This is a genomic window from Corallococcus sp. Z5C101001 (assembly GCF_007352635.1).
GTDB lineage: Bacteria > Myxococcota > Myxococcia > Myxococcales > Myxococcaceae > Corallococcus > Corallococcus silvisoli.
Window position 1 is genome coordinate 191,381 of record NZ_VKLU01000012.1, and the last position, 23,313, is coordinate 214,693.

A 23,313-nucleotide genomic window follows, 5' to 3' on the forward strand; every position below is an offset into this window, starting at 1 on the left:
AGAGGCACGAAGATGAGCAGCCCCTTGGACCCGCACGAGAACAGTGCTCGCCTGGCTCGCGCCCTGGTCGCGCTGGAGAAGATGCAAGCCAGGCTGGAGGCGAGTGAACGCGAGAAGCGCGAGCCCATCGCCATCATCGGCATGGCGTGTCGCTTTCCGGGGGGCGCGAACCATCCGGACGCGCTCTGGGAGCTTCTGCGCGAAGGCCGCGACGCCATCGTCGAGGTGCCACCCGACCGGTGGGCCATCGACGACTACTACGATCCGGACCCCGCGGCGGAAGGGAAGATGTACACGCGCTGGGGGGGATTCCTGAAGGGCGTCCGGCTCGACGAGCTGGATGCCCGGTTCTACGGCATCGCCCCTCGCGAAGTGGCGAGCATGGATCCCCAGCAGCGGTTGATGTTGGAGGTGACCTGGGAGGCGCTCGCCAACGCGGGGCAGGTCCAGGAGCGCATCGCGAACAGCCTCACCGGGGTGTTCGTCGGGGTGATGCTCAACGACTACGCCCAGCTCCAGGCGCAGCAGGCGGACCCGGCGCTGATGGACGCCTATCTGGCGTTCGGCAACGACTCCAGCTTCATGGCCGGTCGCATCTCCTACATCCTGGGAGCCCAGGGCCCGAGCATGGCGGTGAACACCGCCTGTTCCTCGTCGCTCGTGACGGTGCAGCTGGCGTGTCAGAGCTTGCGCGCTCGCGAGAGCCACATGGCCATCGCGGGCGGCGTCAGCGTCATCCTGGCCCCGGATGGGCACATCGTCTCGTCCCGGCTCCGCTCCCAGTCGCCGACCGGGCGGTGCAGGACCTTCGATGCCGCTGCCGACGGCTACGTGCGCGGCGAGGGCTGCGGTGTCGTGGTGCTCAAGCGGCTCTCCGACGCGCTCGCCGACAAGGACCCGGTGCTCGCCGTCATCCGAGGCGGCGCGGTCAATCACGATGGTCCCAGTGGCGGACTGACCGTGCCCAGCGGGCCCGCGCAGGAGGCGGTGATCCGAAGGGCGCTCGCCAACGCGGGCGTGGAGCCGGCGCAGGTGGGCTACGTCGAGGCCCACGGAACGGGGACCCCGCTCGGCGATCCGATAGAGGTGCGCGCGCTTCAGAAGGTGTTCGCTCCGGGGCGGGAGTCCTCACGGCCCCTGAGCCTGGGCTCCATCAAGACGAACGTCGGGCACCTGGAGGCGGCGGCCGGCATCGCGGGACTGATGAAGGTGGTGCTGATGCTCCAGCATCGCGAGCTTCCTCCCCATCTCCATCTGTCCCGGCCCACGACAGCCGTTCCCTGGAGCGAGCTGCCCATCACCATTCCCACCCGGCTGCGTCCCTGGGACACGACCTCCGGCAGGCGCATGGCGGGGGTCAGCTCCTTCGGCCTGAGCGGCATCAACGCGCACCTCATCCTCGAAGAGGCTCCGGAGCCGACGCGCCAGCGCCCAGCGGAGTCACCCGCGCGCTCCTCCCATCTGCTGACGCTGTCGGCGCGCGACGAGAAGGCGCTTCAGCAGCTCGCGCGCGACTACCGGGACTGGCTGCCTGGCGCGCCGCCACGGCTGGAGGACGTCTGCTACACGGCCAGCGCGCGACGCAGCCACTACGAGCACCGGCTGTCGGTCGTCGGGCGCACGCGCGAGCAGCTCGTGGAGCACCTGGGGGCCTTCCTCCGGGGAGAGCCGCTTCCGGCGCTCTCCTCTCGGGAGGCCTCGCCGCGCCGGCCGAAGGTGGTGTTCGTGTTCTCCGGGCAGGGCTCCCAGTGGCCCACCATGGCGCGGGAGCTGCTTCAGGTGTCCCCCGTGTTCCGCTCCACGCTGGAGGCGTGTGACCGGGCCATGCGGGCGCATGGCGTGGGGCCCCTGCTGGAGTTGCTCGAGGCGGTGGACGACGCGCCCTGGATGGAAGACATCGGCGTCATCCAGCCGATGCTGTTCGCCATCGCGGTGGCGCTCGCCGCCCAGTGGCGCGCCTGGGGCATCCATCCCGACGCGGTGGTGGGCCACAGCATGGGCGAGGTGGCCGCGGCCCATGTGGCGGGCGTGCTGAGTCTGGAGGATGCCGCGCGGGTCATCTGCCGCCGGAGCGCGCTGCTGCGGCGCATTCGCGGTCAGGGCGGAATGGCGCTGGTGGAGCTCTCCCTCGCCCAGGCGCGGGCCACGCTCGCGGGCTTCGAGGACCGGCTGTCCATCGCCGCGAGCAACGGCCCGACGACGACGGTGCTGGCCGGAGACGCCACGGCCTTGCAGGAGGTCATGGCGCGACTGCAGGCGCGCAACGTCTTCTGCCGGAGCATCAAGGTGGATGTCGCGTCCCACTCTCCGCAAGTGGAGTCGCTGCTCCCGGAGCTGCGGGAGGTGCTTGGCGCGCTCCAGCCCCGGCCCGCGAACCTGCCCGTGTACTCCACCGTCACCGGCGGCCTGACCGATGGGACGGACTGGGATGCGACCTACTGGCTGCGCAACCTGCGCGAGCCGGTGTTGTTCTCTCCGGTCATCGAGCAGCTGCTCGCGAGCCCGCACCACGTCTTCCTGGAGCTCAGTCCGCATCCCATCCTGACGCAGTCCATCGAGCGCATCGTCCGAGCGTCGCGCGCGGAGGGAGTCGTGCTGCCCTCGTTGCGGAGGGAGGAGGGGGAGACGGAGGTCCTGCTCCAGTCGCTCGGGGCCCTCTACACCGCGGGGCATCCCATCGACTGGCGCGCGGTGTATCCGGAGGCCGGTGAGAGCACGCTCCTGCCGGGCTATCCCTGGCAGCGTTCACGCTTCTGGCTGGAGCCGCGTCAGGCCGCTCCCCGGAGCGTGGCACGTCCTGTCGCCCCCCTCCGGGAAGCGCGGGAAGCGCATGCGGACGCGATGACGTCCGAGCACGCCGACGGCACGCCGTCCCGCTTCTACGACGACTCCGTGGAGCGGGAGCGGGTGCTCGCGCCGGACGAGGTCTACCTGACCTTCGGCATCCAGCGTCAACCGGTCCCGGGCTTCTCCTGGCTGATGAGCGTCTACGGTCTCCCGGAGCGACCCGAGCACACGGAGCTGTTGTTGCAGGGGCAGCGCGGGCTCCGGTCGGTGCTCTTCCGAGGCGTCCGCTGGTCCTCGGTGCGCAAGGTGCTCGACTTCGGATGCGGGTATGCCTCCGACCTCATCTCGCTGGCGAGGAGGTTCCCGCACCTGCGCCTGGATGGCTACACCATCTCCGCGGAGCAGGCGGCCATCGACGCGGAGCGGGTGCGGGCGCGCGGGCTCCAGGACCGCGTCCGGGTCTTCGCGCGTGACAGCGCGAAGGAGGCCTTCCCGGACCGGTACGACGTGGCGTTCGGGTTCGAGGTCGCCACCCACGTCGCGGACAAGACGGCGCTGTTCGCGAACCTCTCCCGGAGCCTCCAGAACGGCGGCTTCCTGCTCCTCGCCGACTTCATCGCCAATGGCGTCTCGGCCATCAACGTCGAGGAGACCGCGTCGTACAACGTCAACGCCGACGAGTGGGCGGAGCTGCTCGCGCGCCACCGCTTCCGTCTGGTGGAGGGCGTCGACATCAGCCGCGAGGCCGCGCACTTCCTCGACGACCCCGGGTTCGACCGTCACCTGGAGGTCGTCGCCCAGCGGTTCAAGCTCAGTGAGCTGGTGAAGCGGAACTTCGATGCCATGCGCAACTTCGGCAAGGCGCTCGACAAGGGTTTGATGAGCTACGCGCTGCTCGTCGCCCAGAAGGACGAGCACGCGGGGGCGCCCTATCTGGCTCGGGTGAACCGCGCCAAGGTCGCGGCGCTGACCCCGTTCGCCGCGTTCGAGGACGCGGGGGCCTGGGCGGCGCCCGCCGAGGACTCCGCGGTGCGCGAGGAGTGGGTCTACGAGGTGAAGTGGCCCCAGAGGCCGCGCGCGCCGAAACCCGAGGCGGAGCGAAAGGGCGGAGCCGCTGGCCGGTGGTTGCTCCTCTGCGACCGCACGGGCACGGGGGAGGCGCTGGCCGCGCGGCTTCGAGCCCGGGGAGAGCGCTGCACGCTGCTGTATGCGGGGCTCGATCCCCAGACACCCGGAGCGGATGTGGCCCACGTCAATCCGACGGACCCCGCGGATTGGCAGCGGGTGTTGGAGCGGCTGGCCTCGGAGGGAGGCGGCCCCTTCCGGGGTGTGGTGCATCTGTGGAACCTGGACCTCGGCGGCGACGTGGCGCTGGAAGAGGCGACGCTGGGGAGCGGCTGCGGAAGCCTGCTGACCCTGGTGCAGCGGCTGGGCGGGGGAGCGGGCGCGAACACGCGGCTGTGGCTGGTCACGCGGGGCGCGCAGTCCGTCGGCGACGGTGCTCCCGTCTCCGTCGCGCAGGCGCCCATCTGGGGATTGGGGCGAGTGCTCGCGCTGGAGCACCCCGAGCTGTGGGGTGGCCTCGTGGACCTCTCGCCTTCCTCGGACGCGCAGGAGGTCGATGCGCTCTGCGAGGAGCTGTGCGCGTCGGATGGAGAGGATCAGCTCGCCTTGCGTGGGCGGACGCGGCACGTGGCCCGGCTGTCGCGCGGCGAGGTGCCTCCCGCTGGCGAGGCCACCTGGCGGAGCGATGGGGCGTACCTCATCACTGGAGGACTGGGAGGACTGGGGCTCCAGGTCGCGCGGTGGTTGGTGGCTCGTGGGGCCCGGCACCTGCTCCTGTCGGGTCGCACCGAGCTTCCGGCCCCGGGCGAATGGGCTTCGCTCCCGGCGGACAGCCCGCTCACGTCGCGGGTCAAGGCGCTCCGCGAGCTCCAGTCGCAAGGGGCGACGGTGCGCTACCTGCGGTGCGACGTCGGCGAACCGGAGCAGGTGCGCGCGCTCATCGAGGCATGCGGCCAGGGGCCGGTGCCGCTCGTGGGCCTCTTCCACGCGGCGGGCGTGTCGGCGCACCGCGCGCTGAGGGAGACAGGCCCGGAGGTGCTCTCGTCCGTCTTCCATCCCAAGGCGATGGGCGCCTGGATGCTCCACGAGCTCACCCGCCACCTGCCGCTCCACTGCTTCGTCCTGTTCTCCTCCGCGTCTTCCGTGTGGGGTTCGCAGGGGATGGCCGCGTATGCGGCGGCGAATCACTTCCTCGACGCGCTCGCGCACCACCGCAAGGCACAGGGGCTGGCGGCGACGTGCATCAACTGGGGCCGCTGGAGTGAAGGCGGGATGGCGGGCTCGGAGCAGGCGCAGCGCTTCTTCTCGCAGGTGGGGCTGGAGGCGATGCCGACCGAAGCGGCGCTCACGCTGCTGGGGCATCTGGTGGGCGCGGGCGTCACGCAGAGGACCGTGGCGGCGGTGGACTGGAGTCGCTTCAAGCCGCTGCTGGAGGCACGGCGACACCGGCCCCTGCTCGAAGCCATCTCCGTGGCCGCGTCCGCCGCGAAGGCCCCCGCGGAGCAGGGCGCCGCCCGCTCCGAGCTGCTGAGCCGGCTGGAGGAGGCACCCTCGGGCCGCCGCCGCGGCGTGTTGCAGGAGTTCGTGCGAGCCGAAGCCGCGCGTGTCCTGGGCGCGGAGCCGTCGGCCCTGACGCCAGGGCAGGGCTTCTTCCAGATGGGCATGAACTCGCTCATGTCCGTCGAGCTGAAGAACCACCTGGAGCGGAGCCTGCGGCACAAGCTCCCCTCCACGCTCGCCTTCGAGTACCCGACCGTCGCGGAGCTGACCGACTTCCTGGCGAAGGAGGTCCCCGCGCTCGCGGCGCTTGTTGCTCCCCGGCCGGAGGTGGCGCTCGCCGCCGCCGCCGTCGCCGAGGTGGATCCGCTGTTGAAGGACGAAAGCATCTTCGAACTGCTGAGCGAAGCGGAGCGGTTGTCTGAGACCGCGCTGCAATCACTTGCACAGTCTTTCCCTGGTGAGGGCTCAAATGAGTGACGTCATGGAGAAGTTGGTGCGCGGTCTCTCCCCCGAGAAGCGGGTGAGTCTTGCCAGGATGCTCCTTCGCTCCGTGGGCGAGGGCGTTCCGGAGAAGAAGACGGCGGAGCCCATCGCCATCATCGGAATCGGTTGCCGGTTCCCGGGCGGCGCCAATGACCCGGAGTCCTTCTGGCGACTGCTGCGAGACGGCGTGGATGCCGTACGCGAGGTGCCGCGCAGCCGCTGGGACATCGACGCGTACTACGACGCCGACCCATCCAAGCCCGGGAAGATGTACACGCGGAATGGCGCGTTCCTGGAGGGAGTCGACCTCTTCGACCCGTACTTCTTCGGGATTCCTCCGCGCGCGGCGGCGAACCTGGACCCCCAGCACCGGCTGCTGCTGGAGGTGGCCTGGGAGGCGCTGGAGCACGCGGGCATCGCGCCGCGGAGCCTCGCGGGCAGCAAGACGGGGGTGTTCATTGGCGGCGCCACCGGGGACTACACCCAGCTCATCCAGGGCAAGGGCGCCGACAGCATCGACGCGACTTACCTGACGGGCAGTCTGCTGACGTTCGCGACCGGGCGCCTGTCCCACTTCTTCGACTTGCAGGGGCCGAGCCTCGGAGTGGACACGGCCTGTTCCTCGTCACTCGTCGCGGTCCATCTGGCGTGTCAGAGCCTGCGCTCGGGTGAGAGCTCGCTGTCGCTCGTGGGGGGCGTGAACCTCATCCTGACGCCGCAGGGCACCATCACCACCTGCAAGGCGCGCATGCTCGCCGTGGATGGCCGGTGCAAGACGTTCGACGCCGCGGCGGATGGCTACGGCCGGGGCGAAGGCTGCGGCATGGTCGTGCTCAAGCGCCTCTCCGACGCGCTCGAGGACGGGGACAACGTGCTCGCCGTCATTCGCGGTACGGCGGTGAATCAGGATGGGCACAGCAGTGACTTGACGGTGCCCAACGGGCTCGCACAGCAGGCGGTGATCCGCCAGGCGCTGGCGGATGCCGGATTGGAGCCGGCGCAGGTGGGCTACGTGGAGGCGCACGGCACCGGCACGTCGCTGGGCGACCCCATCGAGCTGCGCGCGCTGGGCGCCGTGTTCGGAGGGAAGCGGGAAGGTGGCGCGGCCCTCCAGGTCGGCTCGGTGAAGACGAACATCGGCCACCTCGAATACGCGGCGGGCATCGCGGGGTTGATCAAGCTCGTGCTCGCCTTGAAGCACGGCGAGCTCCCCGCCCATCTGCACTTCAAGCGGGGCAACCCCTACATCCCCTGGAATGAGCTGCCGGTGGAGATCCCCACCCAGCACGCACCGTGGGCGGCGCGAGACGGAAAGCGCGTGGGCGGCGTGAGTTCATTCGGCGCCAGCGGGACGAACGCGCACGTGGTGCTGGAAGGGGCGCCGGAGGTGGAGCGGAGGAAGGGGAAGGAGCGGCCGAAGCACGTGCTGGCGCTGTCAGCGAGGAGCGAGAAGACGCTGAGGGAGCTGGCGGGCCGGTACGCGAAGGCGCTGGAGGAAGAAGCGCTGGGGGACGCGTGCTTCACGGCGAACACGGGGCGAGGGCGGTTCGCGCACCGGGTGGCGGTGGTGGGAGGGACGGCGGAGGAGCTGAGAGAGGAATTGGAGAGGTACGAGAGGGAAGGGGCGGTGGAGAGGGGGGCGGCGGGGCAGGCGAGGAAGGCGGGAGGAGAAGAGGTGGTGCTGCTCTTCACGGGGCAGGGAGTGCAGCACGAGGGGATGGGGAGGGAGCTGTACGAGACGCAGGAGACGTTCCGGGAGGTGATGAAGAAGTGCGACGGGGTGGTGAAGGAGGAGCTGGGGGAGTCGCTGGTGGAGGTGCTGTACGGAGGGAAGGGGAAGCAGCTGGAGAGAAGCAGCGTGTCGCAGGCGGCGCTTTTCAGCGTGGAGTACGCGCTGGCGCAGGTGTGGGCGGAGTGGGGAGTGAAGCCGGCGGCGGTGATGGGGCACAGCCTGGGTGAGTACGTGGCGGCGTGCGTGGCGGGAGTCTTCAGCGTGGAGGAGGGGCTGAAGCTGGTGATGGAGAGAGGGAGGTTGATGGAGGGGTTGGAGGGAGAAGGGAAGATGGTGGCGGTGCTGGCGAGTGAAGAGGAGGTGAGGGGGGAGGGAGGAGGAGGGTTGGTGGCGGCGGTGAATGGGCCAGAGGAGGTGGTGCTGGCGGGGAGGGTGAAGGAGGTGGAGGAGGTGGAGGGGAGGCTGAAGGCGAAGGGGAAGGAGTGCCGTGTGTTGAAGACGACGCACGCGTTCCACTCGGAGCTGATGGAGCCGATGAAGGAGGCGTTCGAGAGGGCGGCGGGGAAGGTGAGGATGGAGCGAGCGCGGTTGGAGTTGGTGTCGAACGTGAGCGGGAAGGCGGTGAAGGGGGGAGAGGAGAAGGAGGCGGGGTACTGGGCGAGGCACCTGAGGGAGCCGGTGCGGTACTGGGAGGGAGTGAAGGGGTTGTACGAGAGGGGGTACCGGGTCTTCGTGGAGGTGGGGCCGAAGCCGACGCTGACGGGAGTGGGGAAGAGGTACCTGGGGAAGGGGGAGGCGGAGTGGGTGGGGAGCCTGAGGCCCGGGAGCAGCGATTGGGAGACGCTGCTGGGGAGCATGGCGAGGCTGTACGTGAGGGGCGTGGAGGTGGACTGGGAGGGATTGGACAAGGCACACGCGCGTCGACGCACGCCGCTGCCCACGTATCCCTTCCAGCGTGAGCGCTACTGGGTCGACTCCCTCATCCCCAACACCGATGTGCTCGTGACCTTCTACCGGACCATCGTCCAGCTGGCGGAGGTCAACACCGCGGTGCAGTTCCCGTCGTTGCGCTTCGCCACGCTCCGCGAGCCCGTGCCTGGCTTCTCGTGGATCGCGATGTACCGGCCCGAGAAGGACCCCGCGAAGGAGGCGGTCTACAAGCAGTTCTACGACCTCGCCCTTCAGTCGAACCTCGAGATGGCGAGGACGCTCTACCGGGGGCTCGACTTCCCGTCGTTCACCCGCGTGCTCGACATCGGGTGTGGCCACGCCGCGGACCTCATCGACCTGGGCAAGGCGCATCCCCACCTGGAGCTTCACGGCTGCAACATCTCGCCCGACCAGATTGAAGCGGGGCGGCAGCGCATCCGCGGGCTCGGGTTGGATGGGCGCATCAAGCTCCACTACCAGGACAGCTCGCGGGATCCCTTCCCGTCCACGTACGACCTGGTCATCGCGTTCCAGGTCATCCATCACATCCGGAACAAGGCGGACCTCTTCGCGAACATCAGCCGGAGCCTGCGCAACGGCGGCTACCTGGTGATGGCGGAGACGCTGTCCAACATGGTCAGCCCCATCGAGCACCCGGAGTCGACCACGCTCTTCGTGCCTCAAGCCGAGTGGGCGGAGCTGCTTGCCCGCAACCACCTGCGCATCGTCGAGGCCGTCGAGTCCAGCCAGGAGATCGCCAACTTCCTCCACGACCCCGACTTCGAGCAGAACTTCGCGCGGGTGACCCGGGACCTGGATGAGGTGACGCAGAAGCACCTGCATGGCATCCACATGCTGGGTGAGCTGCTGCGGCGTCGGCTGGCGGCCTACCTCCTGTTCACGGTGACGAAGGACGAGTCGCTGGACGTGGACACCCTCCGGAGCATCAACCTGGAGCGCCTGGGCGCGCGGGTCTCGTACGACGCCGTCTACAGCGCCGTCGAGAAGGGGCCGTATGCGCTGCCGCCGCCTCCCGGGGCCAAGGCGCTCCAGGAGGCCTCGACCGCGGCGAGCACCTTCTCGAAGGCGCTGCTCGCCTCGGAGCCCGGCCAGCGGGGCCCCCTGCTCGACAGCTACCTGCGAGAGCTGGTCGCCAACCTGTTGAAGATGCCAGTGGTCCGGCTGGACGCGGAGCAGCCCCTGAGCACCCTGGGCCTGGACTCCCTGCTGTCGCTCGAGCTGAAGCACAAGATCCACGCGGAGACAGGCGTGACGATGCAGCTCGATGAGCTGTTGCAGGGCGCGAGCATCGCGCACCTGTCGCAGCGCCTCGCTGAACAGCTCGACGGCCGCGGTCCGGGACGGGGTGCCTCGACCCAGGACTGGGAGGAAGGCGAGCTGTGATGACCGACGAACTGGTCGCCGAGCTGTCCCGGCAGGGCGCCACGCTCTGGGTCGAGGGGGAGCGGCTGAAGTACCGGGCCCCCAAGGGCGCGCTCTCGCCGGAGACCCTGGCGAAGCTGGCCACGCACAAGGCCGCGCTGGTGGAGCACCTGCGCCGGCTCGCGGCCGACGGGGAGTCCGTCCATCCGCTCTCCCATGGGCAGCAGGCGCTCTGGTTCGTCTCCCAGGTGGCCCCTGACAGCGCCGCGTACAACACGGCGCTGTCGATTCGCATCGTCACCGACCTGGACGTCGCCGCGCTGCGACGGGCCTGCCAGCGGCTCGTGGACCGGCATGGCGCGCTGCGGACGACCTTCACGGCGCACCAGGGGCAGCCGCTCCAGAGGGTGCGTCAGCGGGCCGAGGTCCAGTTCGAGCAGCTTCAGGTCCCCGGCCTCGACCTCGAGTCGCTGCGGGAGCAGGTGACGCGGGCCTCCGAGGCTCCGTTCGACCTGGAGCGGGGCCCGCTGATGCGGGTGCGGTTGTTCTCCCGGGGGCCTCGGGACCACGTGCTGCTCATCGCCATCCACCACATCGTCTACGACGGATGGTCGCTGCTGGTGCTGGGGGAGGAGCTGCTGCGGCACCTCTACGCCGCGGAGAAGGCGGGCGTTCCCGCGACGCTGCCTCCACCCCCGGCGACCTACGTGGACTACGTCCGGTGGCAAGCCGAGATGCTCTCGGGCTCCGCGGGACAGCGGCTCTGGGACTACTGGTCCCGGCAACTGGTGGGAGCGCTGCCGGTGCTGGACCTGCCCTTCGCGCATCCCCGTCCGGAGGTGCAGACCTACGCGGGCGCTTCGGTGCCCGTCTCGCTGGGAGGGACGCTGGCCCGGCGGCTGAGGGCGCTCTGCGAGCAGGAGGGCGTCACGCTGTATACGGTGCTCCTGACCGCGCTCATGACCCTGCTGCACCGCTATTCGGGGCAGGAGGATCTGCTCGTCGGCACCCCCACGCTCGGACGGACTCAACCCGAGTTCGCGAAGGTCGTGGGCAACTTCATGAACATGATGGTCCTGCGGGGGAGGCTCTCCGGTGACCCTTCGTTCCGGGCCCTGCTCGGGCAGCTGCGCCAGACGGTCGTCGGCGCGCTCGCGCACCAGGACTTTCCCTTCCACCTGCTCGTGGAGAAGCTGAACCCGGAGCGGCACTCAGGACGCTCGCCCATCTTCCAGGTGGCGTTCATGCTCCAGCCCACGCCCCGGGAGGACATCTACCAGGGTGACGAGGCGAACCCGGCGCTGCCCGGCGGGCTCGTGCTGCGGCCGTTCGACATCCCGCAGCAGGAAGGCCAGTTCGATCTCTCGCTGGAGTTGACGGAGACGGATGCGTCCCTGGGCGGCGTGCTGAAGTACCGCACGGACTTGTTCGACGCGGCGCGGGTCCGCCAGATGGTGGGGCATCTGGAGACGTTGCTGGAGGGAATCGTCGAGGACCCCGAGCGGCGCCTGTCCGAGCTGCCCCTGCTGACGCAAGAGGAGCGACGGCAGGTGCTCGACACCTGGAATGCGACCCGCTCCGAGCCGTCTCCCGCGCGGTGCATCCACGAGCTGTTCGAGGCGCGGGTCCTCGCGTCCCCGGAGTCCATCGCGCTGGTCTCCGGCGGCCAGCGGCTGAGCTACCGCGACCTGGACACGCGCGCGAATCGGCTGGCGCACCGGCTCCGGGCGCTTGGGGTCGGACCGGAGGTGCGGGTGGGCCTCTGCGTCCCACGAGGTCCGGACATGGTGGTGGGCATGCTCGGAATCCTGAAGGCCGGCGGCGCCTACGTGCCGATGGATCCGACCTATCCCGTGGACCGGCTGGCCTACATGCTCACCGACTCCCAGGCGCGGGTGGTGCTGGCCGAGGAGCGGCAGCGCGCGCTCTTGCCGGAGACGGGCGCGAAGGTGGTGCTCATGGACGACGGCGGCGAGGACGCGTCCGGGGACGTGGAGCCTCCGAGCAGCGGCGTGAACGCCGAGCATGTGGCGTACACGCTCTACACCTCGGGCTCCACGGGCCGCCCCAAGGGCTGCATGGTCTGTCACCGCAACGTCGCGCGCTTCTTCGACGCGATGGACGGCGCCATGGACGCGGGCGAGCGCGGCGTGTGGCTCGCGACGACGAGCATGTCATTCGACATCTCCGTGCTGGAGCTCCTGTACTCGCTCACCCGAGGCTTCCAGGTGGTCCTGCGCGGCGAGCAGGGGGCGCGCCGGACGTCGAGCCCTCCCGGTGTGTCGGGCAAGCCGCTCGAGTTCAGCCTGTTCTATTTCGCCAGCGACGAGCGAGAGCACGCGAAGGCCAAGTACCGGCTCCTGCTGGAGGGCGCCCGGTTCGCGGACGCGCACGGCTTCAAGGCGGTCTGGACTCCCGAGCGGCACTTTCACGCCTTCGGTGGGCTCTATCCGAATCCCTCCGTCGTCAGCGCGGCCCTCGCGGCGACCACGCGGAACATCCGGATCCGCGCGGGCAGCATCGTGCTCCCGCTGCACAACCCCATCCGGGTCGCGGAGGAGTGGTCCATCGTGGACAACCTCTCCGACGGACGCGTCGATCTCTCGTTCGCCTCGGGGTGGCACCCCAATGACTTCGTGCTCGCGCCGGAGCGCTTCGCGGAGGCACGCAGCCGCTTCTTCGAGCAGATCTCCACCGTCCAGAAGCTCTGGCGGGGAGAGGCGGTGTCCTTCCGGAACGGGCAGGGCCAGGACGTTCCAGTCCAGTCCCTGCCCCGGCCGATCCAGCCGGAGGTCCAGGTCTGGGTGACGGCGGCGGGCAACCCGGAGACGTTCCGCGCGGCGGGGGCGTCGGGCGCCCACGTGCTCACGCACCTGCTCGGACAGAACCTCCCGGAGCTGGCGAAGAAGATTCAAATCTATCGCGACGCCTGGACGGCCGCGGGCCACGGGCCGGGGCCGGGCCACGTCACCCTCATGCTGCACACGTTCATGGGGGAGGACGTCGAAGCCATCCGCCAGAAGGTGAACGCGCCCCTTCGCCAGTACCTGAAGAGCTCCATCGGACTCCTGCGCTCGGTCCTCGGGCCGCTGCCGCACGGAGGCGAGCTGGAGTCGCTGACGGAGGCGGACGTCGACCTGCTGCTCGCGAAGGCCATCGACCGGTACTTCAACCAGATGGGCCTGTTCGGAAACGTGGAGAGCTGTCTGCCGTTGATCGACCGGCTGCGCGAGCTGGGCGTGGACGAGGTCGCGTGTCTCATCGACTTCGGAGTGGACGTCGACTCGACGCTGGCCGGACTCCGGACCTTGAACGCCCTGCGCGAGCAGTGCTCGCGTCCCCAGGAGGAGTCCGAGGACATCCCCTCGCTCATCGCCCGGCACGGCGTCACCCACTTCCAGTGCACGCCGTCGATGTTGCGGATGCTGTTGCTGGAGCCAGGGGGCGCCGAGTCGCTGCGTCCGCTCAAGAAGCTCCTGGTGGGAGGCGAGGCCTTCCCCGCGGCCTTGGGGCGTCAGGTCCTCCCGCTGGTGGGGGGCGAGGTGCTCAACATGTACGGCCCGACCGAGGCGACCATCTGGTCCTCGTTCGAGCGGGTGTCGGAGGCCGCGCCGGTCATCGCCATCGGGAGGCCCATCGCGGACACCCGGATGTACGTGCTGGACGCGCGGCTGCGGCCCGTTCCGGTGGGTGTGCCCGGTGAGCTGTTCATCGGCGGCGAAGGGGTGGCGCGGGGCTACCTCCACCGTCCCGAGCTGACGGCGGAGCGCTTCATCCCGGACCCCTTTGGCGCTGAACCCGGCACGCGCATGTACCGGACAGGAGACCTGGTCCGTCACCTGCCGGATGGGCGCATCGAGTTCCTGGGGCGCCAGGACCAGCAGGTCAAGGTCCGGGGTGTGCGCATCGAGCCCGGTGAAATCGAGGCGGAGCTGCGCCAGCACCCAGAGGTTCGGCAGGCGGTGGTGGTGGCGCGGGCCGACGCCGCGGGGGAGGTGGGGCTCACGGCCTACGTCGTGGCGGCCACGGAGGCGGCGAACGTCGCGCCCTCGGCGCTGTCGCGCTTCCTTCGGGACAGGCTCCCGGCCTCGATGATTCCCGCTCACTTCGTCCGGCTCGACGCGCTGCCGTTGACGCCGAACAAGAAGTTGGACGTCCGCGCCCTCCCGGTGCCCGACGCGCCGGCACCGGAGCTCTCGGCTTCCTACGTCGCGCCCCGGGACGCGCTGGAGCTGGAGCTCGCGGCGCTCTGGGAGGAGCTGTTCGACCTGCGCCCCATTGGCGTCACCAGCAGCTTCTTTCAGCTGGGGGGCCACTCGTTGCTGGCGGTCCGGCTGATGTCCCGGCTCCGCGCCAGGTGGGGGCGGCAGCTGCCTGTCTCCCTCTTGTTCCAGGCGGACACCATCCGTCAGCTCGCGGCCCTGCTGCGCCAGCAGGACGGAGGGACGCGCGCTCGGGATCCGCTCGTGCGCATCCAGGAGACGGGCGACAAGCCACCCCTCTTCTTCGTGCATCCCACGGGGGGAGACGTGCTGTGCTACGCGCCGCTGGCGAGGCAGCTCGGGCCCCGTCAGCCCTTCTACGCGCTGCAATCCCTGGCGGATCAGGACGCGGGCTCCATCGAGGAGATGGCGGCGCGCTACCTGGAGGAGGTGCGCCGGGTCCGCCCGAAGGGGCCGTATCGCCTGGGGGGCTGGTCCACGGGAGGCATCGTCGCGCAGGCCATGGCGCGGCAGCTGGAGGCACGGTCGGAGCAGGTCGAGCTGCTCATGTTGCTGGAGACCTGGTCTCCGGACCTCTACCAGCGGGCGGAGGAGCCCGGCGCGCTGATGGCGTGGTTCGCCACGGATCTGCTGGGGGGCGCGGAGGCGGCGAAGCTCGATGCGACGAAGCTCCAGACGCTCGATGAGGGAGGACGCCTGGGCTATCTGGCCGAGCACGCCAGGGCCCTGGGCGCCCTGCCGGGAGTGGAGCTTCCGGAGCTGGAGCAGCGCTTCCGCGTCTTCGCGCGCAACGCGCGGGCCTTGTCCCGCTACCGGCCCGAGCCCTACCGCGGCAAGGTGCTCTTCCTCCAGGCGGAGCAGCTGGCTGCGCACCCGTCGGACACGTTGCCCGCACCGGTGGAGAGCTGGGGCGAGCGCCTGCTCCAGGCACAGCTCCATCAGGTGCCAGGCAATCACTACACGATGCTGCAGGCCCCGCATGTTCGCGAGGTCGCGGACCGGATGACCTGCTTCCTGGATGAACTCGCGGTGGCCCCCGGGCCGCGGTGAAGGAGCCTTTCGCCATGGGAACTCATGTCGCGCGCTTCAAGGCAGGAGGCGAGGTCCGGTGGGGATGGGTCCGCCAGGAGCAGGTCGTCCCCATCCCGGGCCGGTACGAGTCCCTCGCCGAGTTCCTGGAGAAGGGCGCGGCGCGGGCGCGGGTGATGGCGGCGGCAGGCGAGGGCGAGGGCCTCGCCCTGGCGGAGGTCGAGCTGCTCGCCCCGGTGACGTCGCCGTGCAACGTGGTCTGCCAGGGACAGAACTACCGCAGCCACATGCTGGAGGTGGGGCAGGACCCGGACGCCAAGGACTTCAACCAGTTCTTCCGCAAGGCGTCGTCGTCGCTGGCGTCGAGCACGGCGGACATCATCAAGCCCGCGCGGGTCCGGATGCTCGACTACGAGATCGAGCTGGGGCTGATCATCGGCCGGAGGATCTCCGGGCCCGTGCGCGTGGCGCGGGCGCGGCTGCATGAGTTCGTCGCGGGGATCGTGATGGGCAATGACATCTCCGCCAGGGACCTCCAGCTCGCGGAGGGGCAGTGGCACAAGGCGAAGAGCTTCCGGACCTTCTGCCCGGTGGGGCCCTATGTCTATCTCCTCGGCCCGGAGGACGCCGCGAGGCTGATGGACTTGCGGCTCATGCTGTCCGTCAACGGTGAGGTGCGCCAGGACGCGAGCACCGCGGAGATGATCTACCCGCCGGAAGAGACCCTGACGGAGCTGTCGGAGATCATGGACCTGTTCCCGGGAGACCTCGTGCTGACGGGGACTCCCAGCGGCGTGGCGGCGGGCAGGAACATGTCGAAGCTGACTCGACAGGTGGGCAAGCTCATCAGCGTCTTCCTGTCCGACAAGACGCTCGCGAAGCTCCTCTTGAAGCAGGGCAACACCGCCGCCTACTTGAAGGCGGGGGACGTCCTGCGTGCCTCGATCTCCAGTCGGGACGACGTCATCCACCTGGGGACCCAGGAGAACCGCATCGTGACGCGGTCGCTGGAGATGACGGCGCGACCGGAGCCCGAAGCTCATGTGAGGGTCGGATGAACCGGGACAAGCGACGTGCCGACCGGACGGCGGAGGGGGTCGCGATCTGGCGTGCCATGGGCGTGCATGAGCCGGACTCCTCCGTCCGCAATCCCGACCTCATGGCGGCCCAGTTCCTGGGGCCCATCTCCCGCGCGGCCCTGTCGATTGCCCCGCTGCGCTCCTGGCTCATGAGCCACTTTGGTCGCAGGTTTCCGGGGGCCTATGGCTGCGCCACCGCGCGGACGCTCCATCTCGACGCGCTCTTCGTGAGCGCGCTCGAGGAGGGCGTGGAGCAGGTGGTGCTGCTGGGCGCGGGCTATGACAGCCGCGCGTACCGGTTCCGTGAGCGGCTGTCGAAGGCGCGCGTCTTCGAGGTGGACCTGCCGGCCACGCAGGTGAAGAAGCAGCAGCGGCTCCAGTCGCTCTTCGGCTCCCTGCCTGACTGGGTGCGGTACGTGCCCATCGACTTCGACACGCAGCGGCTGGAGGACGTGCTCCCCGCCGCCGGCTTCGAGCGCTCCGCGCGGACCTTCTTCCTCTGGGAGGGCGTGAGCATGTACCTCACGCAGGAGGGCGTCGATCAGACGCTGGGCTTCGTCGTGCGCAACACGCCGCCGGGGAGCAGCATCGCGTTCGACTACGTGGCCCAGGGGGCGCTCCGGGGAGACCCCCGCTATCCCGGCACCGAGCAGTGGATCCGCTCGCTGGCGGAGATGGGCCACCCGATGACGTTCGGCATCGAGGAGGACGCCACGGAGCGCTTCCTTCGCGAGCGAGGGCTGGAGGTGGTCTCCAGGGTCGGCTCCGCAGAGCTGGAGCGCAGGTACCTGGTCCGGAGCAACGGAGACCTGCTCTGCTCCGCCTCCAGCTTCCTGTGCATCGCCCACGCGCGGGTCCAGGGGCCTGTCAGCCGGCCCTGAACTGGCGGTGCCCGTCGCGCGGGTGGGGGGACGCGGGCGCGGCTGGCTACTGCCGCGCGACCTCGGCCTTCAGCTGGGCGATGGCGGGGGCCAGCTGCGGGGGCTGCATGTTCTTGGGCACTTCCACCGTGAAGCGCTCGAAGTGCACCAGCGCGCCGGCCTTGTCCCCGCGACGCAGCGCCAGGCTGCCCAGGAAGATGAGCGCCTCCTGCGCGTCCGGCCACGTGTCCACCAGCTCCACCAGCTCCTGCTCCGCGCCCTGCAGGTCGCCTTGCGACGCCGCGCGCAGCACGCCCCGGTGCACCCGCAGCTCCACGTTGAAGGGGTCCACCGCCAGGCCCTTCTGCGTCACCTTCATCGCCTCGGCGAACTGCTGCTGACGGATGAGCTCGTGGCTCAACATCGCCGCGGCCTCCACGTCGCCCGGGTTCGACTCCAGCCGCTGGCGAGCCTGCTCCATCTCGTCGTTCGGCGGGGGCATGTCCTCCTGCTGCTGCTGGGCCATCATCCCCGGCGGCATCACACCCGTGCCCATCTGCCCCTCTTCGCGCGGCTTCTGCTCGGACACCAGCAGGTAGCCCAGGCCCCCGAAGAAGACCACCACGCCCGCGCCCCACATGGCGCCGACCAGCTGCGGGTTGCGCGACGCCCACCCCGTGGGCGCCGGCACGTTGCGCGCGGGCGTCCGCTCACCGGCCGCCTGCCGCTTCAGGTGCTCGTCCTTCGCGCGCAGCGCGGCGGCGGCTTCCTTCTCCAGGCGGGCCTTCTCCGCCGTGTAGTGCTCCGCGGTGAAGTGGTGCTTCTCCGCCTCCAGCGTGCGCAATTGCTCGATGAGCGACTGCGCGCGCTGCGCCAGGTCGTCCGCGGTCCCGTCCGCCTTCGTCGTGGCCTCGGGCGCGCTGGCCGTCTTGAAGCGCATGTAGAGGAGCCACGCGGCCGCCAGCACGAAGGCGACCGACAGGACGATGATTCCGGGCAACCAGTTGGTGGGCTCGGGCTGCATGGCTTAGCGCTCCAGCTCCCGGCGCACGGCCTGGAGGTAGGGGTCCGCGTCGTCGGTCGACGGCGTCGGAGAGGAAGGGGAGGGGGCCGGCGCGGCCTCCGGCAGCGGCTGGCGCTGTTTCAGGATGACGAAGAGGCCACCCAACACGAGCACGACGGGCCCCAGCCAGACGAACCAGTTGAAGCCCTCCGCGCGCGGCTCCAGCAGCACCCACTCGCCATAGCGCGCCACGAAGTAGTCGACGATCTCCGTGTCCGTCTTGCCCTCGGAGACCAGCTCGCGCACCTTGTCGAGCTGCGCGCGCGCCATCGACGACGGGCTGTCCGCCACCGACAGGCCCTGGCACACGGCGCAGCGCAGCTTCTTCGCCAGCTGCTGCACCCGCGCCTCGTGGGCCGGCGCGAGCGGATCACTCCCCGCCTGCTGCGGCGCGAACTGCCCCGTGGCGAGGCCCAGGGCGAGGGTCAACGAAAGGAGGACGGCGTTCATCGAGGGCTCCAGCGGGGGCCGTCCCTACCTACCGCCCCCTGACGGGTGTTGCACAGCGAAACCTGGGACGCCCGCCCGCCGCCCGGGCGGCCCTGGGGCGCATGTCCGCGCACCTAGCGGCGGGAGCCCGAGTCGGGCTCCGTCTCCAGGTCCTGGTCGGGGTCGTAGGGGTCGTCCTCCGGCGGCAGGAGGCCGTCGGGCTCGTCGCGACCCAGGGCGTGGCGCACGGCATAGAAACCCACCGCCCCCAGACCCAGGAGGAACGCGAGGGGGCCCACCGCGAGCCTCACCCCCATCAGCGCCCAGAGCAGGCTCACGCTCACCGCGCCCACGGGCACCCAGCGCAGGAAGGCCGGGCGCTCCACCTCCGGCCGCAGCGCCGCGATGACGAGCAGCGCCAGCAGCGCGAGCTCCGGCAGCTCCGACATGGGCAGGTCCCAGCCCGAGCGCGTCTGGATGCCACCGCCCTGGCTGTAGAGCGAATCATCCGAGGGACGGTGGGTGGGAATCACCCGCAGCTCCGGAGGCCCGGCGCGCGCGCTCCCCGGGACGGGCACGTTGCTCGGCAGAGGCGACCCGTCCGCCGTCATCTTGCCCCAGGGCAGGAAGAGCGCGACCACGCACATCGCGACGCCCGCCAGCGCCACCACCCGGGGAAAGCCCACGAGCGAACGGACGTCGAGGTGGCGACTCACGCCGTCCGGGCCCGCGATGACCAGCCGCGTCTGCTCCAGCGCGATCAACACCGTGCCCGCCGCCCACAGCGGCACCAGCAGGTTGAAGCCCGACAAGAGCCGCACCGTCAGGGCCAGGAGCAGCAGCGTGAACACGGCGGGGACCTCCGGCCGCATCAGCACCAGGGGCACGCTGTCCACCCAGCCCGGCGCGTTGCCGTCGCGGCGCAGCTCCCGCGCGACCAGCGCCACCGCGCCCACGAGCGTCAGCAGCGTGCCCAGCACGCCCACGTTGGGGAAGAAGGGGAGGATGGACAGCACCAGCGAGAACACCACCAGCCCCACGCCCAACACGCTCTGCGAGTGGCCCGGCACGTCCTTGAGCCAGCGGGGGCCCGTGTAGCCGTCGTCCTCCTCGACCTCGGGAGGGGGCGCCGCCGCCGGGGCTCGGCTGGAGGAGGCCCGGCCCTGCTGACGGATCTCCTCCTCCTCGTCCATCAGCTCCGACGCATAGGCGGGCTCGGAGGCGGGGCGGCTGGGGCGGTTGCCGCGGGCGCTGCTGGGACGGGGCGCGGCGGCCGGACGGGCCGGCATCTTCGCGCCGCAGTTCTCGCAGTAACTCAGGCGGACGTCCGCCGCGCTCTCACCGCACTCGGGGCACTGCATGGGCCCACCTCGCTAATGCAGGGGCCGGGGGAAGCCCCTTCGAACGACGCCGACAGCAGGGACGTACCACGGATTCCAGGCCTCCCGCGAGGCGGCCCCGGTGTCCCAGGCGCCGGACTTCCCAACGGGGGGGCGCCGCTCAGTTCCGCCGCGCGGCCTCGGTGGTGGGCGCGGGGCCCGGCTGGTTCAGCTCCTTCACGCGGGCCGCCAGCGTCTGCGGATCGATGGGGCCCACGTGCTTGCCGCGGATGATGCCCTGCGCGTCGATGAAGTACGTCTCCGGCACGCCCGCGACGCCGTAGTCCACCGCCATGCGCGAGCGCGTGTCCATCAGCTGGGGGAAGCTGACGCCCATGCGGCGCAGGAAGTCGCGCGCGTTGTCCTCGGTGTCCTCGAAGACGACGCCCATGAACACCGCCTGGGAGCCCATCTCCCGCGCGCCCCACTCGAGCACCGGGTGCTCGTACTTGCAGGGCCCGCACCACGACGCCCAGAAGTTGAGGACGACGGGGTGGCCCTTGAGGTCCGCGAGCTTCACGTCCTCGCCGCCGTCCAGCGGCTTGAGCACGAAGTCCGGCGCGGGAGCGCCCTTGAGCATGAAGGGCACTTCGTGGGGATCGCGCCCGAAGCCCTTGAAGAGGACGAAGAGCAGCGCCGCGGCCACCGCCGCGAACACCAGGGGAAGCCGCCAGCGCTTCATGCCGCCCCCCGCTCGGCGTCACCGCCAGGCAGGGGCGGGGCGGCGCCCACCGTCGGCGCCTCCGCGTGCAGCACCGCGGCCCGGCGCTGCGGCCACACGGCGATGAGCGTGCCCAGCAGCAGCAGCGGCAGGCTGTACCAGATCCATCCCACCAGCGGGAACACCCAGACGTTGAAGCTGGCGGTGCCCGTCGTCTCGCTGAAGGCCATCAGCGACACGTAGAGGTCCTCCTTCGGGGATTCGCGCACCGCGGGCGTGCCCACGGGGTCCGTGCTCCGCTCGTAGTAGTTCATCCGCGGGCGCAGCTCGCTCACCGTGCCGTTGGGCGCCGTCACCTCCAGGCGCGCGGCGACGAAGGTGCGGTGCGGCTCCTCACCGGAGGACAGGCCCACGTACTTGAGCTGGTAGCCGTCCAGCATCAGCGTGCCGTCCTTCTTCAGCGTGCCGGACGTGTGCTTCACGTACGCGCTGGAGGCCGCGACCGCGACGATGATGAGCACGATGCCCAGGTGCACCACGTAGCCGCCGAAGCGCCGGCGCGCCTTGCCCGTCGCCGTGGCCAGCGCCGTGACGAAGCCCTCCTTGCGCTCCGTCATGCGCACGCGCACCGGCACCGCCAGCTCGCGCAGCGTGATGAGGGTGACGAAGCCCGCGATGCCGAAGGTCATCAGCGGGTACACGCCGCGCAGGCCCGCCGCGTAGCAGGCGATCGTGATGGCCACGCCCACCGCCGCGGGGATGAGGAACTGCCGGCGCAGGGCCGCCTTGTCCGGCGTGCCCCAGGGCAGCACCGGGCCCACGCCCATGAGGAAGAGCACCGCGATGCCGCCCGGCACCGCCATCTTGTTGAAGTACGGCTCGCCCACGCTCACGCGGATGCCGCGCACGGCCTCCGACACCAGCGGGTAGAGCGTGCCCAGGAGCACCGTGAAGGTGATGGCCACGAACACCAGGTTGTTCACCAGGATGCTCGCCTCGCGCGACAGCAGCGAGTTGAGCCGGCCCTCCGGCGCCAGCAGGTGGCCGCGCGTGGCCAGCAGGCCAATGCACACCACCAGCAGGACGCCGATGAACACCAGGAACGTGGGCCCGATGTCCGACTGGGTGAACGAGTGCACCGAGTTGAAGATGCCGGAGCGGGTCATGAACGTGCCCAGGATGGTGAGCACGAACGACGCCAGCGCGAGGCTCAGCGTCCACAGCTTCAGCATCCGCTTGCGCTCCTGCACCATGGTGGAGTGCATGAACGCCGTCGCGGTGAGCCACGGCAGGAAGCTGGCGTTCTCCACCGGGTCCCACGCCCAGTAGCCACCCCAGCCCAGCACCGCGTACGCCCACCAGGAGCCCAGCACGATGCCCAGCGTGAGGAACATCCACGCGATGAGCGTCCAGCGGCGCAGCGGGGCCATCCACGCTTCGCCAATCTCCCCGCGAAGCAGGCCCGCCACCGCGACGCCGAAGGGCACCGTCATGCCCACGTAGCCCGCGTACAGCATGGGCGGGTGGATGATCATCAGGAAGTGGTTCTGCAACAGCGGGTTGGGCCCGGGCCCATCCGCCGGCACCGGCGACACCGCGCCCCAGGGGTTGGCGGGGCCCGCGATGAGGAAGGCGAAGAAGACGCCCACGGCCAGCATGGTGCCCAGCGCCAGCTGCATGTAGCGCGCGTGCTCACGGCGGTGCACGAAGGCGAACGCCGCCACGTACACGCCCATGATGAGGCCCCAGAAGAGGATGGACCCTTCCAGCGCGCTCCACAGCGACACGATGGTGTAGATGAGCGGCGTCGCGCGGCTGCCCACCTGGGACACGTACTTGACGCTGAAGTCGTGGTTGATCAGCGCCTCCACCATCACCAGGTTGCTGCCAATCATGCAGGCGGCGAAGCCCCACACCGCGCGCAGCACCCAGGGGTAGCTCGCGTCCGTGCGGCGCATGCCCCCCACCAGCCCGATGATGGCGCCGAAGGCCGCGAAGGCCAGCCCCGCCAGCACCAGCCCATAGCCCAGCATTCCGTTCACGGCGCCCCCGGCGGCGTCGCGGCGGCGGTGGTGGCGCCCTCGGCCAGCGTGTCCTGCCACTTGCGCGGGGACTCGCCTTCCTTGGGGGCGCGGTACTCGTTGGAGTGGTTCACCATCAGCCGGTTGGAGGTGAAGATGCCGGCCTTGTCATAGGTGCCCTCCACCACGACGCCGATCTTCTCGCGGAACATCTGCGGGGGCGTCTCCAGCGAGCGCACGTGCACGCTCTTGGCGTCCTCGTGCGCGCTGTCCGCCACGCGGAAGTCCAGCGTGGTGTGGGACTCGTTCCAGTGGATGCTGCCCGGCTGCACCACGCCGCCCAGGCGGATGGTGGCCGAGTAGGCCTTGTCCCCGTTGGAGAGCAGCTCCGACGGGCTCCAGTAGTAGACGAGGTTCTCCCCGATGTTGCCGAAGGCGATGAAGCCGAGGCCGGCGCCGGCGAAGAGCAGGGCTCCCAGCGCGATGAGGCGGTTGCGGTTGACGGGCGTCATGGGCTCACTCCTTCGAATCGGCGGAGGCGCGAGGACGGCGCGCCCAGAGGGAAACCGAGTAGAGCACGAAGGCGGCCACGGAGATGCCGTAGCACGCGCCCACGTACCCCCAACCACCCTGGAGGCGGCCACTGCCCACCTGGGCCAGCACCAGCAGCGACGTCAGCGAGGTCATGT

12 protein-coding genes are annotated in these 23,313 nt (G+C 70.3%); 5 read left to right on the plus strand and 7 right to left on the minus strand.

All coding sequences use genetic code 11. The features are described 5' to 3' along the window. The first annotated feature begins 12 nt into the window (after window positions 1–12). From FOF48_RS26225 to FOF48_RS26245, 5 genes are read left to right on the plus strand one after another with little or no spacing between them, the layout of a single operon-like run. Entirely contained in the window at window positions 13–5,829 is a 5,817-nt protein-coding gene (locus FOF48_RS26225; RefSeq protein ID WP_143905802.1) for a type I polyketide synthase, read from the plus strand. Continuing rightward, window positions 5,822–9,901, plus strand: coding sequence for a type I polyketide synthase (locus FOF48_RS26230; RefSeq protein WP_143905804.1), 4,080 nt, complete (start codon window positions 5,822–5,824; stop codon window positions 9,899–9,901). Before FOF48_RS26225 ends, FOF48_RS26230 begins: the two co-directional genes overlap by 8 nt. After that, the gene (locus FOF48_RS26235) at window positions 9,901–15,153 is read left to right on the plus strand and encodes a MupA/Atu3671 family FMN-dependent luciferase-like monooxygenase (protein ID WP_255442688.1); all 5,253 of its coding nucleotides are present in this window, start codon (window positions 9,901–9,903) and stop codon (window positions 15,151–15,153) included. The genes FOF48_RS26230 and FOF48_RS26235 overlap by 1 nt, the downstream gene beginning before the upstream one ends. 14 nt (window positions 15,154–15,167) lie before the next feature. Next, window positions 15,168–16,190 carry a fumarylacetoacetate hydrolase family protein gene (locus FOF48_RS26240; RefSeq protein WP_143905808.1) on the plus strand — a complete coding sequence of 341 codons (1,023 nt, stop codon included), beginning with the start codon at window positions 15,168–15,170 and terminating at the stop codon, window positions 16,188–16,190. After that, window positions 16,187–17,092, plus strand: coding sequence for an SAM-dependent methyltransferase (locus FOF48_RS26245; RefSeq protein WP_143905811.1), 906 nt, complete (start codon window positions 16,187–16,189; stop codon window positions 17,090–17,092). The genes FOF48_RS26240 and FOF48_RS26245 overlap by 4 nt, the downstream gene beginning before the upstream one ends. A 46-nt stretch (window positions 17,093–17,138) precedes the next feature. Here FOF48_RS26245 and FOF48_RS26250 read toward each other — a convergent pair whose 3' ends face one another. The 7 genes from FOF48_RS26250 to FOF48_RS36585 form a co-directional block, all read right to left on the minus strand. After that, on the minus strand, window positions 17,139–18,095 hold the full coding sequence (locus tag FOF48_RS26250; RefSeq protein WP_143905813.1) for a tetratricopeptide repeat protein: 957 nt from the start codon (window positions 18,093–18,095) through the stop codon (window positions 17,139–17,141). A gap of 3 nt (window positions 18,096–18,098) precedes the next feature. After that, the gene (locus tag FOF48_RS26255; protein ID WP_143905816.1) at window positions 18,099–18,584 is read right to left on the minus strand and encodes a cytochrome c-type biogenesis protein; all 486 of its coding nucleotides are present in this window, start codon (window positions 18,582–18,584) and stop codon (window positions 18,099–18,101) included. 113 nt (window positions 18,585–18,697) lie between these two features. Continuing rightward, entirely contained in the window at window positions 18,698–19,924 is a 1,227-nt protein-coding gene (locus FOF48_RS26260; protein ID WP_255442689.1) for a zinc ribbon domain-containing protein, read from the minus strand. A 139-nt stretch (window positions 19,925–20,063) separates the two neighbouring features. Continuing rightward, window positions 20,064–20,624, minus strand: a complete 561-nt coding sequence (locus FOF48_RS26265) for a redoxin domain-containing protein (protein ID WP_143905818.1) — start codon at window positions 20,622–20,624, stop codon at window positions 20,064–20,066. Beyond that, a complete protein-coding gene (locus FOF48_RS26270) occupies window positions 20,621–22,645 on the minus strand; it encodes a heme lyase CcmF/NrfE family subunit (RefSeq protein ID WP_143905820.1) in 2,025 nt (674 codons plus the stop codon). The genes FOF48_RS26265 and FOF48_RS26270 overlap by 4 nt, the downstream gene beginning before the upstream one ends. Beyond that, the gene (locus tag FOF48_RS26275) at window positions 22,642–23,136 is read right to left on the minus strand and encodes a cytochrome c maturation protein CcmE (protein ID WP_143905823.1); all 495 of its coding nucleotides are present in this window, start codon (window positions 23,134–23,136) and stop codon (window positions 22,642–22,644) included. Before FOF48_RS26275 ends, FOF48_RS26270 begins: the two co-directional genes overlap by 4 nt. A gap of 4 nt (window positions 23,137–23,140) precedes the next feature. Then, window positions 23,141–23,311 carry a hypothetical protein gene (locus tag FOF48_RS36585; protein ID WP_186002079.1) on the minus strand — a complete coding sequence of 57 codons (171 nt, stop codon included), beginning with the start codon at window positions 23,309–23,311 and terminating at the stop codon, window positions 23,141–23,143. Between the last annotated feature and the right edge of the window lie 2 nt (window positions 23,312–23,313).